The organism is Halomonas sp. HP20-15 (assembly GCF_033446685.1).
In the GTDB taxonomy this organism is placed as follows: Bacteria; Pseudomonadota; Gammaproteobacteria; order Pseudomonadales; family Halomonadaceae; genus Modicisalibacter.
Genome location: NZ_JAWQLY010000004.1, coordinates 37,841 through 54,489, shown reverse-complemented (window position 1 = coordinate 54,489; position 16,649 = coordinate 37,841). Strand labels below are relative to the sequence as shown.

General features: G+C 60.6%; 15 protein-coding genes and 1 pseudogene. 9 read left to right on the top strand and 7 right to left on the bottom strand.

The features are described 5' to 3' along the window. Positions 1-49 precede the first annotated feature (49 nt). Together cobA and R6258_RS06690 are read right to left on the bottom strand one after the other, a co-directional pair. Positions 50-916, bottom strand: a complete 867-nt coding sequence (gene cobA / locus R6258_RS06695) for a uroporphyrinogen-III C-methyltransferase (RefSeq protein ID WP_318448864.1) — start codon at positions 914-916, stop codon at positions 50-52. Positions 917-1,085: 169 nt separating this feature from the next. After that, positions 1,086-2,546: a sodium-dependent transporter gene (locus R6258_RS06690; protein WP_318448862.1), complete on the bottom strand. Its 1,461-nt coding sequence runs from the start codon at positions 2,544-2,546 to the stop codon at positions 1,086-1,088. 323 nt (positions 2,547-2,869) lie between these two features. On the opposite strand from R6258_RS06690, the gene R6258_RS06685 reads away from it, so the two are divergent. Then, positions 2,870-3,349 (top strand): MarR family winged helix-turn-helix transcriptional regulator, encoded by a 480-nt coding sequence (locus tag R6258_RS06685; RefSeq protein ID WP_318448860.1) that lies wholly within the window; start codon positions 2,870-2,872, stop codon positions 3,347-3,349. Between the two features lie 122 nt (positions 3,350-3,471). Here R6258_RS06685 and R6258_RS06680 read toward each other — a convergent pair whose 3' ends face one another. Continuing rightward, positions 3,472-3,678 carry a DUF2795 domain-containing protein gene (locus R6258_RS06680; protein WP_318448859.1) on the bottom strand — a complete coding sequence of 69 codons (207 nt, stop codon included), beginning with the start codon at positions 3,676-3,678 and terminating at the stop codon, positions 3,472-3,474. A gap of 234 nt (positions 3,679-3,912) precedes the next feature. Beyond that, entirely contained in the window at positions 3,913-4,257 is a 345-nt protein-coding gene (locus R6258_RS06675) for a general stress protein (protein WP_318448856.1), read from the bottom strand. A 382-nt stretch (positions 4,258-4,639) separates the two neighbouring features. On the opposite strand from R6258_RS06675, the gene R6258_RS06670 reads away from it, so the two are divergent. The 5 genes from R6258_RS06670 to R6258_RS06650 all read left to right on the top strand — a co-directional run bounded on the left by R6258_RS06670 (position 4,640) and on the right by R6258_RS06650 (position 8,821). Next, the gene (locus tag R6258_RS06670; RefSeq protein ID WP_318448854.1) at positions 4,640-5,080 is read left to right on the top strand and encodes a translesion error-prone DNA polymerase V autoproteolytic subunit; all 441 of its coding nucleotides are present in this window, start codon (positions 4,640-4,642) and stop codon (positions 5,078-5,080) included. Further along, on the top strand, positions 5,077-6,357 hold the full coding sequence (locus R6258_RS06665; RefSeq protein WP_318448852.1) for a Y-family DNA polymerase: 1,281 nt from the start codon (positions 5,077-5,079) through the stop codon (positions 6,355-6,357). Before R6258_RS06670 ends, R6258_RS06665 begins: the two co-directional genes overlap by 4 nt. A gap of 514 nt (positions 6,358-6,871) precedes the next feature. Continuing rightward, positions 6,872-7,099, top strand: coding sequence for a hypothetical protein (locus tag R6258_RS06660; RefSeq protein WP_318448850.1), 228 nt, complete (start codon positions 6,872-6,874; stop codon positions 7,097-7,099). 361 nt (positions 7,100-7,460) lie between these two features. Continuing rightward, positions 7,461-7,802 (top strand): hypothetical protein, encoded by a 342-nt coding sequence (locus R6258_RS06655; RefSeq protein ID WP_318448848.1) that lies wholly within the window; start codon positions 7,461-7,463, stop codon positions 7,800-7,802. A gap of 224 nt (positions 7,803-8,026) precedes the next feature. After that, on the top strand, positions 8,027-8,821 hold the full coding sequence (locus tag R6258_RS06650; protein ID WP_318448847.1) for a Crp/Fnr family transcriptional regulator: 795 nt from the start codon (positions 8,027-8,029) through the stop codon (positions 8,819-8,821). Positions 8,822-9,553: 732 nt separating this feature from the next. Here the strand turns inward: R6258_RS06650 and R6258_RS06645 are convergent. Next, positions 9,554-11,227 (bottom strand): methyl-accepting chemotaxis protein, encoded by a 1,674-nt coding sequence (locus R6258_RS06645; protein WP_318448845.1) that lies wholly within the window; start codon positions 11,225-11,227, stop codon positions 9,554-9,556. A gap of 442 nt (positions 11,228-11,669) precedes the next feature. Between R6258_RS06645 and dusA the strand changes: the two genes are divergently transcribed. Then, complete coding sequence (gene dusA / locus R6258_RS06640; protein WP_318448843.1) at positions 11,670-12,728, top strand: tRNA dihydrouridine(20/20a) synthase DusA; 1,059 nt, start codon at positions 11,670-11,672, stop codon at positions 12,726-12,728. 7 nt (positions 12,729-12,735) lie between these two features. On the opposite strand, the gene R6258_RS06635 is transcribed toward dusA, so the two are convergent. Then, the gene (locus R6258_RS06635) at positions 12,736-13,764 is read right to left on the bottom strand and encodes a succinylglutamate desuccinylase/aspartoacylase family protein (RefSeq protein ID WP_318448841.1); all 1,029 of its coding nucleotides are present in this window, start codon (positions 13,762-13,764) and stop codon (positions 12,736-12,738) included. 141 nt (positions 13,765-13,905) lie between these two features. Here R6258_RS06635 and R6258_RS06630 point away from each other — a divergent pair, with 141 nt between their 5' ends. Continuing rightward, a complete protein-coding gene (locus tag R6258_RS06630; RefSeq protein WP_318448839.1) occupies positions 13,906-14,652 on the top strand; it encodes a sulfite exporter TauE/SafE family protein in 747 nt (248 codons plus the stop codon). A gap of 96 nt (positions 14,653-14,748) precedes the next feature. Here the strand turns inward: R6258_RS06630 and R6258_RS06625 are convergent. Further along, positions 14,749-15,213: pseudogene (locus R6258_RS06625) on the bottom strand (CDP-alcohol phosphatidyltransferase family protein); the annotation flags it as partial. A gap of 403 nt (positions 15,214-15,616) precedes the next feature. Here R6258_RS06625 and R6258_RS06620 point away from each other — a divergent pair. After that, positions 15,617-16,588 (top strand): zinc-binding alcohol dehydrogenase, encoded by a 972-nt coding sequence (locus tag R6258_RS06620; protein WP_318448837.1) that lies wholly within the window; start codon positions 15,617-15,619, stop codon positions 16,586-16,588. Positions 16,589-16,649: the final 61 nt, after the last annotated feature.

The window sequence follows — 16,649 nt, the reverse complement described above, 5'->3', positions numbered from 1 at the left end:
CCGACGAGCGTCAACCGCTACCGGACACCGGTTCACCGCCGACAAGCTGCTAGGCCGTGTTGGCATCGCTCTGCGGTGTGGGGTGCTTGCCATGCTCCCAACCCTGGCTCGCCGAACGGGCGCCATCGAACCAGGCGAGCCGCTCGGCCAGCGACACCACGCTGCCGACGATGATCAGCGTCGGCGGGCGAACCGGCCCCTGCGTGAGACTGACGGGAAGCGTCGCCAGCGTGCCGACGTGCAGGCGCTGGCGGGCGGTTGTGCCCTGTTCGATCAGCGCCAGCGGCGTCTCGCCAGGCAGGCCGTGGGCGCGCAGTTCGCGGCGGATCACCTCGAGGCTGCCCAGTCCCATGTAGAACACCAGCGTCTGCTGCGGCCGGGCCAGCGTCGGCCAGTCCAGGTCGCTGCTGCCGTTCTTGAGATGACCGGTGACGAAGCGCACCGACTGAGCGTGGTCGCGGTGGGTCAGCGGAATGCCGGCATAGGCCCCGCATCCAGAGGCGGCGGTGATTCCGGGTATCACTTCGAATGCGATGCCTGCGTCAGCCAACGTCTCGAGCTCTTCACCGCCACGGCCGAAGATGAAAGGGTCGCCGCCCTTGAGACGTACCACTCGCTTGCCCTGACGCGCCCAGTCGACCAGCGCCTGGTTGATATCCTCCTGCGGCAAACTATGCCACGAGCGGGCCTTGCCCACGTAGAGCTGCTGCGCCGTCGGGTTGGCCAGCGCCAGAATCTCGCTGCTGACCAGCCGATCGTGAAGGATCACCTCGGCGACCTGCAGGCGCTTCAGGGCCTTGAGCGTCAGTAGTTCGGGATCGCCCGGCCCGGCTCCGATCAGGCAGACCTGGCCACGCGGAAAGTCGTGCAACGCCGACGAAGCGGCACGAGACTGCGTGGAAGGGGTATCGGGCATCGGCTAGCTCTTATAACAAAATATAAGAAGGGTTCTTCTGGTTAGACGCAAAAATAATCATCCCGCAGCGACTATGCCAGTAACGTCTGGTTGCCAGCTTATAACCCAAGGTCCACAACGCAAACGCCCCGGCCAAGGCCGGGGCGTAGAGCACAGTACCAGCGGGAGGCTAGCCGGCCAACTGCCGCTTCAGCCGAGGGCTTAACAACTCACCGATCAGCGTGATTGCCACCAGCACGGCCAGCAACCAGGGCCACTGGCGCCCCATATCGAGCGCCATCAGGCCCAATGCGTCGATGAAGATCAGCACGATGCCCAGCGGGCTGACGTAGCGGATCATGAACAGCCATAGCGCGTACGGGACACGACCCAGCCCCATCTCGGAGCGGAAGATCTCGTTACGCAGAAAGAACCCGGCCAGCAGCGCCATGCCCAGTCCGCCCAGCGGCATCATCCAGCGCGAAGTCAGATAATCCAGCCAATCGAAGAAATTCTTGCCGCCTAGCGTCCACTCGGCGCCGACGTTGAACGATAGCATCGCCAGGGTGCTGACCAGCCACAGTACGATACCGGTGCCCCAGGCCGCCTTGCCCCGCGGCACGCCCTTGCTTTCGTTGAGCCAGGCAACGGTGGCCTCGATCATCGAAATCGCCGAGGTCAGCGCGGCCATGGTCAGCATGACGAAGAAGATGATCTCGAGCAGCGTACCCAACGGCATCTGCTGGAAAGCCAGCGGCAGGCTCATGAAGATCAGCCCCGGGCCGCTCGCCGGGTCGAGGCCGTTGGCGAAGATCACCGGAAAGATCGCCAGCCCCGCCATCAGCGCCACCAGCGTGTCGCAGATCGCCACGATGAAGGTGGTACGCGCGATCGACTTGCCATCGGGCAGATAGGAGCCGTAGGTAAGGATCGCCCCCGAGGCCAGCGACAACGTGAAGAAGGCGTGACCCATCGCCGCCAGCAGGCCGGCGCTGGATAGCTTGCCGATCTCGAAGGCGAACAGGAAGTTCACCGCCTGGCCGAAACCGCCGGAGAACATCGCATAGACGATCATGATCGCCAGCATGATCACCATGCCCGGCATCATCCAGCGCACACTCTTCTCGATGCCTTCCTGTACGCCCTTGCCGACGATCAGCATGGTGACCACGGTTACCAGCGTGCTCCAGAAGCCCAGGTTCAGCGGGTTGGCGTTATTGGCGCCGAAGATCGCCGCCATGCCGTCGACGCTGTCGGCGTTCAGCCCGCCGGTGATCGCCTTCCACAGGTATGACACCGACCAGCCGGCGACCACCACGTAGAACGACAGGATCATGAAGCCGCACAGCATCGCCATCCAGCCGAGCAATGCCCAACCGCGACCATGCCCGGACTCGCGAGCCACCCGCCGGATGGCGTCGATCGGACTGCCGCGACCACGGCGGCCAAAGCCGATCTCGAGCATCATGATCGGAATGCCGATCGCCAGAATGCATAACAGGTAGACCAGCACGAAGGCACCGCCACCGTATTCGCCGGTCATGTAGGGGAATTTCCAGATATTGCCCAGCCCCACGGCCGAACCGGTCGCCGCAAGGACGAAGCCCCAACGGCTTATCCAAAGATTGTGGGGTTTCTCTCTCGTCGTCATGGAACACCTTAAAAGTTTTGTTGTTGTGCCGATGGATCGCAGCGCATCGTTGCACAAGCCGGCGATTGTAGCGTTATTGGCTCAGCTGTCACCAACGATGCGGGCGCGTCTCGCGACAGATTTCTTGCAACCTGGTCGATGATTCGCCATAAAGTTTCATTTGAAACCTTATGTCGAAGCCCAACGCCGCCACAAGCATCTGGACGGCATCCCGATTGCTTCAGCGGTAGAATTGCGTAACGTTTTCACTACACGTTCTTTCGCGGCAGGCGCCATTGGCATGGCGCCGCTACACTCGTGCGCCCCGCTGCCAGGAGACCTCCTTGCCCATCCCCGACCATCCGCCCCACATGCTCGCTCTCCAGGCGTTCCTGCCTTACCGGCTATCCAACCTGGCCGAGCGCATCAGCCAGGCGCTGTCGACGATCTACGCCCAGCAATACGACCTGACCATCGCCCAGTGGCGGGTGCTCGCCTGGCTACAGCAGACCCAGCCGCTGACCGCCAAGCGCATCTGCCAACTGACCGACATGGACAAGGCCCGCGTCTCGCGTGCCGTCGCCCAGTTGGTGGAACGCCGACTGGTTCGGCGACAGCGCGACACTACCGATCAGCGCACGCTATGGCTGACCCTGACCACCGAGGGCAACGATCTGCTGGCCTCGGTGATACCCCGAGCGCTGGCCTGGGAAAGCGAATTGATAGCGAACCTGAGCCCGGCGGAATATCGCGAACTCTTCAGGCTCCTGGCCAAGGTAGAAGCCGGCCTAAAATATGATTCACCAGCCGACGACGACAGCTAGCAAGTGGATGGCTGACCTTGCGGTGTCCATGAAGCGTCTCGTTTATCGGGCCCATGGGCCGCCAAGAAAAAAGCCAACGACCGGCAAGTCGTTGGCTAAAACGGGTCTTGAATAAAGGACATTCATTCGACTTCGCCGACACCCTTGGTGACGTCGGCCATGCTGCCATATTCCTGATCGGGCATCTGACGTATGATTTCCATTACATCATCCCCGGCACCGTTGTCCTTGGCCTGTTTTTCGAGATCTTCCCGGCTAGCAGGAAAATCGACACCCTTTAGATGATGAGTAATATTGGCGGGAGATTGACCTCCGAGTCCTCTAGTCATGATTGCCTCCTATCCTTGTAGAGACGTGTTTGGCTGCTACTGCTCCATAAAGGTAGAAATCAACCCGTATTCCCACAAGCGAGGCGGAGGAACAGAACGAACCAAACCTTATGACCAAGCAGGACGAGAGACCACCCTCGCCCTGCTCTTTCCACTATTTAACTTTTATCAATACAGTAAATATCAAGACGTTAAATAGCGAGTCAATTTTTGGCTATGAGCCACCCGCTTGGCTTAGCGGCCTCCGCTACGGTTGTGCTCGCCACCTTTCTTGCCGGCTTCGGAAGCCTTCTCACGATCGTTGGCGAAGTTTCCACCACTCTGCTGACCACCTTTCTGACCAGCTTCGGATGCCCTCTCGGGATCGTTCTTGAAGTTTCCGCCGCTGTTCTGGCCACCCTTGTGGCCAATATCCTCATAGAATTCTTTTCCATGGCTCTGTGAAGTGGCTTCGCCACCCTTGTGTCCAATGTCTTCGTAGAAGTCTTTATCATGAGTTTCCGAGGTGGTGTTTCCGCCTTTCTTGCCTGCCTCGTTAACGCTCATGCCTTTATCGTCATCCTTACGCTTATCAGCCATTACCAATCTCTTGATCGTCTTCCTTAACAAGATCAATACAGCGGCTGCTAGACAATCAACCTTATGCAACCAGTCAACTGCATCGATCAGACAATTCCAGAGTAGCCAAGATTTGATAGCTTTCAAGCCTTCCAAAATCGCACAATAAAGAGCAGCTAATCTGCGCAGATTGCGTGCCTTTCAATAAATATAAGTTAAATAATCGGCGACTCTAGAGGTGTACTCGGGTAGCAAGAATCCCTGAGGGAATTTCAATTGCGGGGTCAGTCGACCGTTCGCCGGCCACGGATGACGAGATTGGGCGCAGGTTGCGTTGATTTGCTCGGCATGGGCGTCTATCGGATACTGTATGCATAGACAGTCAAAGAGGCAGTCTTCGCTCATGGTCGACTTCATCATCCGCCGGGCCGCCCTGGCGCCACCCGCGCAGGCGTTGCCCTATCCGCTGGTGCGTCCACGCGCCGGCTTTTCCGGCTTCCCCTCGCCAGCCGAGGACTACGAGCAGCGCGCACTCGATCTCAACGAACGCCTGGTCAAACATCCCGCGGCCACGTTCTTCATGCAGGTCGAGGGCGACAGCATGGTTGATTACCAGATAAGCGATGGCGACACCCTGGTCGTCGACCGGGCGCTGGAGCCACAACCCGGGCACATCCTCGTCGCGCTGGTCGATGGCGAGGTGGTCGTCAAACGCTACGAGCAACACCATGGACGACCGCTACTGTGTTCGGGCAACCCTCGCTACGCACCGATTCCGCTCAGTGACCGCGACTGTCAGATATGGGGCGTGGTGCGTGCGGTCATCCATGAGTACCTCGTATGATCGGCCTGATCGACGCCAATAATTTCTATGTCAGCTGCGAGCGCGTTTTTAAGCCGCACCTGGAAGGCGTTCCGGTCGGCGTGCTGTCCAATAACGACGGTTGCGTCATCGCCCGTTCCTCGGAACTCAAGGCGCTGGGCGTCGCCCTCGGCGCCCCGGCCTATCAGCTTCAGCCCCTGCAGCGCCGGCAAGGCATTGAGCTGGTCTCCTCCAACTACGAGCTCTACGGCGATATGTCGGCACGCATGCGCACGGTGATCGAGACGTTCTCGCCGTCGGTCGAGCCCTATTCCATCGATGAGGTCTTCGCGCGCTTCGACAGCGTAGCGGATGACGAGTTGGAAACCCATTGCCGTCAACTGCGACAGCAGCTAAGACGTCTCACCGGGCTGCCGGTCTGCGTCGGCGTGGCGCCTACCCGCACCCTGGCCAAGCTCGCCAATCACATCGCCAAGAAAATGCCCGCCTATCATGGCGTCTGCATTCTGCGCGCCAATGACGACGCCACCCGCGTGCTCATGCAGAGCACCACCATCGATCAGCTGTGGGGCATCGGTCGGCGATTGGTGGAACGTCTGCACCTGATGGATATCCATAGCGTCTGGGAGTTGCGCAGTGCCGATCCCAAGCGCATACGCCGACGCTTCTCGGTCAATCTCGAACGCACGTTGCTCGAATTGCGCGGCATACCCTGCCTGGAAATGCACGACGGCAACGATGCCAAGCAGCGCATCATGACCTCGCGCAGCTTCGGCCGATTGACCGGCGAGTTCGACGACTTGCGCGAAGCCGTGCGCCAGCATGCCCAACGCGGCGCCGAGAAGCTGCGCCGACAACGCGGCCTGGCGCGGGCAGTGCTGGTCTTCCTCAGGACCAACCGGCACCGTACCGATCATGTCCAGTACAACCCAAGCGCCATCGTCGAGCTCGGCCACCCGACCGCCGACAGCCGGTTGATCGCCGCCGCCGCCGGGCAAGCCCTGGCGCGCATCTATCGTCCCCGCCACTGGTTCATGAAGGCAGGGGTCATGCTGCTCGATCTGGTCGACGCCGAGCGCCAGCAACTGGCGCTGTTCGACGCTCCCCAGCAAGCCGCCGAACGCGAGCGCAGCGAGCGGCTGATGGATACGCTGGATACGCTCAACCGCTGCATGGGACGGGGCACCGTACGTCTGGGCATGCCCCGTGATGACGCCACTTGGCATCTACGCTGTGCCCATCTCTCCTCACGCTGTACCACTCGCTGGGACGAGATTCTCCGGGTCAAGGCACGTTGATCGGCCATACCCAGGCTGCTCGCCTGGTAAAACGGATAACGCAAAAAGCCCGGCCTTTACAGGCCGGGCTTTCAGTAGTGCTGCGTTTCCTTGCGGCTTCCGCGAGCGTCCTGCCCGCGCTTCCTTGGCTGCCGAGTCGTCCTGACTCCATTCATCCCTAGACGGGCTCTTCCCTGCCCGATGCGCCTACCTTCTCAAATATTTCCCAGGACTTAGATAACCCAGGTTAAACGATCCATTAAAGTTTCATAACCATGCAGTTACATAACTCAAGTTAGTGGCTCGTTCCGGTGTTGCTTGTAAGAGATCGCTTACAGCATGTAACGGCTATCTCTCACAGTCAGGCCTCGGCCTGCCACGTAAGCTGTCTTTTCGTTGCCTTCAGTAGCCCGAACGGCTGCCACAAACCAGCCGTCATTCGGTTCGGTTCAGGCAACACGCCAAATGGTTTCGCGAAGACGCTGGACGACAAGGACCTAACATCAAAGGTCAGGAGTCATCAAGGAGAGTGGCCATGAAACATATCACCCGGGAAATCGATGCTCAGGGCAACGATATCCTCATGTGCGATTGTGGCAACGTCGAGATCGCTGCACACGACCCAGCCACATGGACTACCTTCAGTTACCAGCGCCTATTGGGGGCCCTTGGCTGTGTGAAGTGCCTGCGCTGCGCACGCTACGAAACCGTGTCATTTCGCGCCCCGCTGGAAACGCCTGCCGCCCGCCGCCAGCACGCCTGATCATGTCGTAATGAAGCGGCCCCGACCGAGCCGATCATGAAGCGTGACAAAAAATACCCCGCCTCTCGGCAGGGTTAAAAAGCAGGGAAGTCTGAAACAACCCGACAGGCCATATCCCGCGCGAATGCTACGCTGGGGTAGACCGCCGGCCTGGGTAGACAGTTTCACAAACTTAAGCGATTTATGATTTAACCCAGGCCATCAAATTGTAAATTTATGTGTACATGGTTACATATCTGGTCGACTCCAGACAATAACGCCTAAGAAACCTCCGGAACCAACGTAAAATGCGCTCAGATGCGAGGTTGGTGCCTTGTCAGCGCTTTTCTACACTGTAAGAGCATTCAACAAGGAGGTGTCTATGCGGTCACCTAAACTAGCCATTGGCGTCAGCCTACTGACCTTGGCCCTGTCAGCATTAACGACCATCAATGCCTGGGCGGAAGTGTCGACGGAAAAGGCTCAGCAACTGATGGAGCAATGTCAGAAAAAGACGGTGCAACACCGTGACGGAAAGAAGCTCACCGGTAATCCGGTAAAGAGCGAAAGCAATGCCAAGAGCTATAAGCCTGGAGAGCCCTTCGAACTACATATCAACTTCACTGGACACGGCAATACCGTGCATAACGTGACCTGCCAGATCGACGGACAAGGCAAGGTCAGCTTCAAGGAAGTCGATCAATCGGGCAGCGCCAAGAAGTAAACATGCATAGCGGCAATCTGCAGATTATCAACCAGAGAGAGCTTTCTCACCGTCATAGCGCCTCACTTTGCTGGGGCGTTTATATTTTGGAGAGGCGCATCGTACTCAGGCATGAAACATCGGGCCGCGTTCGAGTTGCCGGCTATGATGGCCATACATGAATGATCGGGTACCCTCGTTAAATGGAGGTGATGCCACGAGGGTACAGAAAAAGGAACCCAAACATGCCCCACTCAAAAGTCTGTGTTTCAGACAATCTTTCCCACTACATGCCGCTGACAGCCGATGATCATCGGCTGCTCGAGGAGCTCGAGCAAAACCCGCGAACGGCCACCAAGGACGAAGTGCTTTGGCAGAGCGATGATGTGCCAGCTACGCTCTATACGCTACGTAGCGGATGGGCCTATAGCCTCCATAGCGCGGGCAGCGGCAACGAACAAATCCTCGATGTATTCCTGCCCGGTGATCTGCTGGGCATTCGCGAACTTACTTTCCCGGCCTATGCCACATCGTTGGTCATGCTCACCGACGGCGTCGTCTGCCCTTTCCCCGCCGAACGCTTGCTCAACATCTTCGAATCGTCGCCGACCCTGACATTGGCAATTCATGCCTCGGCGGCACGCCAGCAGGCCATCATTACCGAAAGGCTGGTCAATATACTGCGTCACGACGCACGCTCGCGCATTGCCCACTTCATGCTCGAACTCTATTATCGGCTCAAACGCATCGACGCCACCTTCACCCATGACTTTACATTGCCACTGAGCCAGCGCGACATGAGCCGGCTGTTGGGTATGACCACGGTACATATAAGCCGCACGCTGACCGAACTGGAGCGCGAAGGGTTACTGCGAAAGACCCGCCGGAACGTGCAGATATTGGATCTCGACGGCCTGGCCAGGGTTGTATCATTCGATCCTTTCAAGATCACCGACAAGCTCAATCCACTGTTTAAAGGAGGCGCAAGCGGTTCATGGACGCAGCGAAACCCCGTTTCAAGCGCCCGACCCAGTCGATAGAAATGACAACCATTAACTCGAGTACCAGCCGGAACGCAAGAAGCCTGGCCATAACGGTCAGGCTTCTGATACGGCACATCCCTGTACTTCCCATCAGCCTCCTGCCGATGATTCCTTAATAACGCTGATAGCGCTTTAACTTCCCTGTCGCCCCCTCCCTGGAGCCGTCATGCTCAGTGGCGAGTATATCGTCTGAGTGCGATTCGAGAAGATGGAAAAGGGTCACGAAAGAGTCGTAAGCTAAAGCTTACACACCGCCGCCGCCTTTATATCGGCATAGCAAAGCAATGCAGGGATAGCCACCTGATGAATGCGGGGCCGCGAGCCCGAGAAGATTTGCATGGCATCAGACAGAACTAATAAAGCCCGGCCTGTGAAGGCCGGGCTTTGCGTGGCGCTATGCTTCCTGCTGCCCACTCATGAGCCATCCCGCTCATGCATCCTTGGTTCATCGGGCGTCCCTGCCCGGGTTCCATTGCGACATTCCATGTCTACATATGCAGCATACGTGCCCTGGCCCGGGTAGTATTTAACCTAGATTAGAAAGTTATGTAGGAAATCGCGGACACGTGATGTAGGCGCTGGCTGACCGGCATTGGCGAGTGAGCCTAAAGCGAATTCGTAAAAGTGCAGTGCAATGAAAAGGCCCCACTGCGTGGGGCCTTGAACGACGTGTACAGCAACTCAGGATACAGCCCTCGAACCGGCCACATTGAATCAAGCGCGAGTCGGTCAGAAGGTCGCCCACTCCTCTACTTCGGCCACTTTATCGGCCTTTCTCGGGGCAGGTAGAGACGATGCCTCAGCCCGTACCGGCACGATCGATGCTGCAACCGCCTTCTGGGATTCGCCCTGATCGTTCGTCCGGAACTTAGCGATCATATCGGCCATGGTTTCAGCCTGCCCTTTCAGCGAAGCCGCAGCCTGACTGGTTTCTTCCACCAAGGAAGCATTTTGCTGGGTTGCCGAATCCAACTGAGTCAGCGCCACATTGATCTGCTCTATACCACTATTCTGCTCGCGCGTGGCGGTTGAGATCTCCTTCATCAAGTTGGATACCTGACGAATGGCCATGACCGAAGATTCGATCGTTTCACCACTCCGCTTCGCCTGTGCAACGCCTTTGACAATCTCTTGCATCGTGGATTCGACCATATCCCGAATCGCTTTCGCAGATTCGGCACTGCGGCTGGCCAGCGAGCGCACCTCCTGCGCAACGACGGCAAAGCCTCGGCCTTGCTCACCGGCACGCGCTGCTTCGACTGAAGCATTTAGCGCCAGGATATTTGTCTGGAAAGCAATGGAATCGATGATCGATACCACCTCAGTGACCTGCCGTGAGCTTTCGGCGATGGTTTCCATCAGCTGCGTGGTACGTTTTACCTCACTACCTCCGACTTCTGCCGCATCCGCAGCATTCGCCGACAGTCGGTCCGCCTCCTGAGCCGAGTCCGTATTTTGGCGCACGGTAGAAGCCATCTCCTCCATGCTCGATGCCGTCTCCTGCAGCGATGCAGCCTGAGATTCGGTACGTGCCGCCAAGTCCTGGCTTCCCAGCGCTATTTCATTGGAGCCGTTGAACACACCGTCACTGCTGCGACGTAGCTCCCGAACCAATCCGTTCAGGTTTTCCTGCATTTCATACAGCGCAACGAACAGCAGTGATATCTCGTCCTTTCCGTTCGTATCGATTCGAGACGTCAAGTCACCTTGAGCTACGCGCTGCGCGACATTCACGGCACGGTACAATGGCCGGGAAATACTCCGGGTAATAACGTAAGCCAGCAATACGGCCAACAGAAGAGCAACGACGGCGAACCCCAACAGTGACCAGAAGGCGGCCTGGTACTGCTGATCGATACTGCTGCCCGCTAGCGCCACTCGCTCCGCCACTGCCTTATCGATCTTTGCTGCCAGGTCCTCGAGACGATAAATATCGTCCTTGTACTGACTGAACACCGCATTAGCCTGTACCGTATCCTGTATCTCCTCGCTTGCGATCTCCTTATATACGGCACGAAACCCTTTCGCGTAATCTTCCAACGCTTTTCCGGCTTCGGAATAAAGCGTCTTTATTTCCTCTTGCTTTGCCAGCTTATTTCCTTCGACAAGCGTCATCGAAAGCGCTTTCTGGGACTTCTCCCACTTGTCAAAATAAGAAGCCGTTTTTTCCGCATTATCGATATTGATAAAGGTATCCTTTTCATACCGACGTTCTTCAAGGGCGAGTTGCTGAACCTTAGCGGAATTGTTACCCAAAGCAATATCATTGTTTAGAGCATGGTTAGCGGTTTTCTTTATCGAGTTTAGCCCCAAAACACCGGCGGCAAGCGTACCTAGCAGCAAAACCAACACAAGTCCAAAGGCGACGCCGAGCCGCGTACCAATCTTGAAACGAGAAAGCATAATATGGAACCTCAACGGTGGTGTTATCGCCTTATCGGCACGGCATTATTAACTTGCTTTTGTGTCGTTTGAAACCAGCCAACCGTGTTTTCAAGGTGATTTTTGCAATGTTTCACAATGTCGGGTTAACCACTCATACCTTCTCGCCCGATTGAAAAAAGGACAGGTGACTATTATCCAGGCGATCGGTATCGCTGGGATCGCTCGATGATGGCTCGCTTGGCGTCTAGTATCCCATGCAAATTCATACGGAAAGTGCTCGATGGCATCGCCCAGGGGCATGTTCCTTCCATCGATTGGCCCTGACGAGCAATGCGGATCCGTACAAGGTATGAGAAAATGCCGCCCTTTCTCGGACGCTTGGTATCGTCACCACCGGTCAGCTCCAAGTGTGATGACTCGTCCGGGCAAGCCCATCCAACAACTGTGAACACGAACAGTTATGGCTGATATGGCAACCGCCTCAACCCGCATGAACACTGGCATCACGCGGCCTGCGTTGGATAGAACATTCTCCGTCGCGCCGATGATGGACTGGACGACGCGCGACTTCCGCGCCTTCGCTCGCACGCTGACGCGACATGCCTTGCTGTACACCGAGATGGTGACCACCGGGGCGATCCTGCATGGCACGCCGCGCGAGCGCTTCCTCGGTTACGACGCGCTGGAGCATCCGCTGGCCCTGCAGCTCGGCGGCAGCGATGCCGGGGAGCTGGCCGAGTGCGCGGCGATCGCCGAGGAATGGGGCTATGACGAGATCAACCTGAACGTCGGCTGCCCCAGCGACCGGGTGCAGAACAACCTGATCGGCGCCTGCCTGATGGCGCACCCGCAGACCGTCGCCGACGCGGTGCGCGCGATGCGCGAGGCGGTAGCGATCCCGGTCACGGTCAAGTGCCGTATCGGCATCGACGATCAGGACGAGGACGCCGATCTGGCGCGCTTCATCCAACGGGTCGCCGACGCCGGCTGCGAAACGTTCATCGTGCACGCCCGCAAGGCCTGGCTGCAGGGCCTGTCGCCCAAGCAGAACCGCGACGTGCCGCCGCTCAACTATCCGCGCGTTCAGCGTTTGAAGGCGCAATACCCCGACCTGCACATCGGCATCAACGGCGGCATCAAGACGCTGGCCGAGTGCCGCGAGCATCTGGATGCCGTCGATAGCGTGATGGTGGGTCGCGAAGCGTACCAGAATCCCTGGCTGCTGGCGGGCGTCGACGAGGCGCTCTACGGCCAACCCGGCCCGGCAGCGTCGCGCCACGGTGCCGCTCGGGCGCTGCGCCCCTATATCGCCCAGCGGCTCGAGGAAGGCGCCAAGCTCAACCACATCACCCGGCATCTACTGGGGCTATTCCAGGGCTGCCCGGGCGGGCGGCGCTTTCGCCGTCACCTGTCCGAGAATGCGCATCGCGAAGGTGCCGGGCTTGGCGTGTTCGACGACGCCCTGGGGCTGGTGTCCGAGCCGCACGAGACCGCTGCCGGCGTCCCCTCCCTAGCCTGATCGCCGGTCAGAGCGTGTCCGGCGTGCCCTCGTAATCCGACTGGAACGTCTCGACGGCGTTCTCGGCCTCTTCGATCGCCTCGAAGCGGGCGACGTGGAACAGCGCCTCGCCTTCGTTGGCCAGCGGCAGGTTGCTCATGCCGATGACTATGCCGTCGGCGTTGGCCACCACCTCGCCTTCGGAATTGCCGAACGGATCGGCGACGAGCCCCAGCACCTGGCCCTTGGCGACCCGCGCGCCGAGACGCACCCGCGGACGCAGGATGCCGTCGATCGGCGCCCGCGCCCAGCTCGAGCCGTTGGCGACCTCGGCCGGCGGCGGCTCGCGACGGCGCCGGCTGGCCGCCAGCATGCCCAGGTGGCGCATCACCCGCAGCACTCCGCGCACCCCCGGCGCGATCGCCCATTCGTCGAAACGCAGCGCCTCGCCGGCCTCGTAGGTCAGGACCGGTACGCCGTGATGCTGGGCATAGGCGCGCAAACTGCCCTCGCGCAGCTCGGCGTTGAGGATCACCGGCGCGCCGAAGGCCTCGGCCATTGCCGCCGTCTCGCTGCCCACGCTCAGTTGGGAGCGTACCTGCGGCAGGTTGGTGCGGTGGATGGCGCCGGTATGCAGATCGATGATGTGGCTCGCCAGGTCGACGATCTGCTCGCGAAACAGCGCGGCCACCCGCGAGCCGATCGACCCGGCGTCACTGCCCGGAAAGCAGCGGTTGAGATCGCGCCGGTCGGGCAGGTAACGGGTGTGCTGGACGAAGCCGAAGACGTTGACGATGGGCACCGCGATCAGCGTGCCGCGCAGCCGGCGGATCGCCGTCGACCGCAGCAGCCGACGGACGATCTCGACGCCGTTGATCTCGTCGCCGTGGATCGCCCCGCAGACCAACAGCACCGGCCCGGCCTGGCGGCCATGCACCACTTCCACCGGGATGTGCAGCGGCGCATGGGTGTAGAGCTTGGCCACCGGGACGTCGATCTGCGCGCGGGAACCCGGCGCAACGCGCGCGCCGGCGAGTTCGAAGGGAGCTCGTGCCATGATCCATCGCTCATATAGCAGAAATCTGGCTCCCTTATACGCGGACTGTGCCGGCTTGACGACCCTGGGCCCCCTGCCGCCCCCCCGCACCGGGGCCGCGGCTGGTAAACTGCCGCACCCCGCCGCTGACGAGGAGCGAGGATGAGCCTGCCCGACTATTCATTATTGGCGTGGACGCTGATCGTCCTGTCGACCTATCTCACCGGCATCTCGAAGGGCGGTTTCGCCGGCGGCTTCGGCTCGCTCTCGGTGCCTCTGATGGCGCTGGCGATCGGACCGATCGAGGCCGCCGGGCTATTGCTGCCGCTGCTGCTGGTGATGGATGCCTTCAGCGTCAAGGCCTGGTGGGGGCGTCAGGCAACCCGCGAGGTCTATCGACTGCTGCCGGGCATGGCCGTCGGCGTGGCGATCGGCACCCTGACCATCGGCGTCCTCGACGAGGATCTGATCCGCCTACTGCTGGGGATCATCTCGCTGCTGTTCGCCGTCTACATGCTGCGCCGACCGCGCGCGTCGCGGCCGATCCATCGCTACTGGTCGCTGCCCGCCGGGATCGGCTGCGGCTTCACCAGTTTCCTCGCCCACGCCGGCGCGCCGCCGATCAACCTCTACCTGATTCCGCGCGGGCTCGACAAACAAGCGTTCATCGCCACCTGCGTGGTGGGTTTCGCTGCGGTCAACCTGATGAAACTCGGGCCCTATCTATGGCTGGGCGAAATCAACCTGACCAGCGCCGGCGCGTCGCTGCTACTGGTGCCGGTCGCCTGGGCCGGCGTGCGCAGCGGCCTGTGGCTGCAAAACCGGGTCAACGAGCGGCTGTTCTATCGGCTGATCATCGTCGCCATGGCGATCGTCGGCATGCAGCTGATCGTCAAGGCGCTCGGCTAGGACGGCGTGCCGATGGCGTATCAGCCAGGCGATATCGACCCCGAACGAGTAGCCCAGCAATCCCAGCGCCAGCATCGCCAGGCCGGCAGCGGCCGAGGCCGGCACGAAGGGCAGCAATCCAGTCAGCAGCGACGCCGACTGCCACACGCAGATCAGCTTGCGCCGGCGGCTGTCCGGCAGCGGCCGACGCAGCCAGGGCCACGGCCGGCCGGCAAGCACGAAGCCATAGCGCATGACGCCGATCGCCAGTACCCAGGCGCCCACCTTGTCGAGCGCGAGCAGCGCCGCGCTCAGCACCAGAATGAAGAAGGCATCGAGTTCCATGTCGAAGCGCGCACCGAAGCGCGACATCGAGCGTGTGGCTCGCGCCACGAAACCGTCCACCCCGTCGAGCAGTAGCGCCACCAGCGCCAGCCCGGCCATGAAGCAGGCCTGGCTGCTCATGAATGCGGGAAAGATCAGTGCACCGGCGATGACCGCCACTAGCATGGCGCGCAGCAGGGTGACGCGGTTGGCCCAGCCCAGCCAGCGCCAGGCCGTCGGCCAGCGCCAGGCGATCATCCCCAGCATCGCCAGAAAGACCAATCCGGCGCTCAACCGCAAACCCGTGGGGGCGGACAACCCCGACAGCAGGCCCTCGATCAGCAACGCAAACAGCGCCAGGCCCGCCGCCATTTCGGCCAGCGTGGTCAGCGCCAGGCGCCGCTGACGGCGCATCGAACCATCGGCCATTTGCATATCCCTCTCACAGGAACTTCATCGAAAACCTCGCTTCGATGGACCGGTCGGCTTGACGCCGGGGCCGGCACACTCGAAGTTATTATGACAGGGCACGATCCAGATAAGGATCATGCGCTATCGGCTGGTTGCCAGTACATGGACGAATAGCTATACAATTTTTGTACAACCGTTGAACCCATTGACCCGCGCCGGGTCGATAGGTTCATACCGCCAGGATGGACCCATGCCCGCCATGACCGCACAGGCTTTCTGGACTCTCGCCCCGGGCCAGGGCGCACTCCGCCAGGAAACGCTGCCGCCTCTGGGCGACGACGACGTGCTGGTGCGCAATCGCTTCAGCGCGATCAGCCGCGGCAGCGAAGCGCTGGTCTTCAACGGCCGCGTGCCGCCGAGCGAATATGCCCGCATGCGCGCGCCCTTCCAGGCCGGTGAGTTCCCGGGCCCGGTCAAGTACGGCTATGCCGGCGTAGGCACCGTCGAACAGGGCCCCGAGGGGCTGCTCGGCCGCTCGGTGTTCTGTCTTCATCCCCATCAGGATCGCTACGTGGTCCCCGCCGATGCCGTGGTGCCGTTGCCGGACGACCTGCCCGCAGCGCGTGGCGTGCTCGCCGCCAACATGGAAACCGCCGTCAATGGACTGTGGGACGCGGGGCCGCGCCCCGGCGATCGCATCGCGGTGATCGGCGCCGGGGTGGTCGGCGCGCTGATCGCCTATCTCTGCGCGCGCATCCCCGGTACCCGGGTCGAACTGATCGACATCGACTCCACCCGCGCGGAGCTGGCCGCTGCGCTCGACGTGCCCTTCAGCACCCCCGAGGCGGCCTGTGGCGATGCCGACCTGGTGATCCACGCCAGCGGCAACGCCGCAGGCCTGCGTCACGGCCTGGCACTGGCCGGCCACGAGGCACTCTTGATCGAGATGAGCTGGTACGGCACCCAGCCTGTCAGCCTGCCGCTGGGCGAGGCCTTTCACGCCCGCCGCCTGACGCTGCGCTCGAGCCAGGTGGGCACGGTCTCGCCGGCACGCAGCGCACGCTGGAGCCACCGCCGCCGCCTCGCCCTGGCGCTCGATCTGCTGCGCGATGAGCGCCTCGACGCGCTGATCGACGGCGAAAGCGACTTCGTCGATCTGCCCGCGCTAATGCCGCGCCTGGCCGAAGCTCACGGCGTGCTGTGCCATCGTTTACGCTACTGATACTGAAGAGTTACTGACAGGAGCCGCTGAACGGCAGCCGTAAGATGGCGCCATCGACTGT

Coding starts and splice junctions, on each gene's coding strand:
- dusA (WP_318448843.1), top strand. CDS start 11,670: ATGGCTGATATGGCAACCGCCTCAACCCGCATGAACACTGGCATCACG.
- R6258_RS06660 (WP_318448850.1), top strand. CDS start 6,872: ATGAAACATATCACCCGGGAAATCGATGCTCAGGGCAACGATATCCTC.
- R6258_RS06645 (WP_318448845.1), bottom strand. CDS start 11,227: ATGCTTTCTCGTTTCAAGATTGGTACGCGGCTCGGCGTCGCCTTTGGA.
- R6258_RS06635 (WP_318448841.1), bottom strand. CDS start 13,764: ATGGCACGAGCTCCCTTCGAACTCGCCGGCGCGCGCGTTGCGCCGGGT.
- R6258_RS06630 (WP_318448839.1), top strand. CDS start 13,906: ATGAGCCTGCCCGACTATTCATTATTGGCGTGGACGCTGATCGTCCTG.
- R6258_RS06675 (WP_318448856.1), bottom strand. CDS start 4,257: ATGGCTGATAAGCGTAAGGATGACGATAAAGGCATGAGCGTTAACGAG.
- R6258_RS06680 (WP_318448859.1), bottom strand. CDS start 3,678: ATGACTAGAGGACTCGGAGGTCAATCTCCCGCCAATATTACTCATCAT.
- R6258_RS06690 (WP_318448862.1), bottom strand. CDS start 2,546: ATGACGACGAGAGAGAAACCCCACAATCTTTGGATAAGCCGTTGGGGC.
- R6258_RS06670 (WP_318448854.1), top strand. CDS start 4,640: ATGGTCGACTTCATCATCCGCCGGGCCGCCCTGGCGCCACCCGCGCAG.
- R6258_RS06650 (WP_318448847.1), top strand. CDS start 8,027: ATGCCCCACTCAAAAGTCTGTGTTTCAGACAATCTTTCCCACTACATG.
- cobA (WP_318448864.1), bottom strand. CDS start 916: ATGCCCGATACCCCTTCCACGCAGTCTCGTGCCGCTTCGTCGGCGTTG.
- R6258_RS06620 (WP_318448837.1), top strand. CDS start 15,617: ATGCCCGCCATGACCGCACAGGCTTTCTGGACTCTCGCCCCGGGCCAG.
- R6258_RS06655 (WP_318448848.1), top strand. CDS start 7,461: ATGCGGTCACCTAAACTAGCCATTGGCGTCAGCCTACTGACCTTGGCC.
- R6258_RS06665 (WP_318448852.1), top strand. CDS start 5,077: ATGATCGGCCTGATCGACGCCAATAATTTCTATGTCAGCTGCGAGCGC.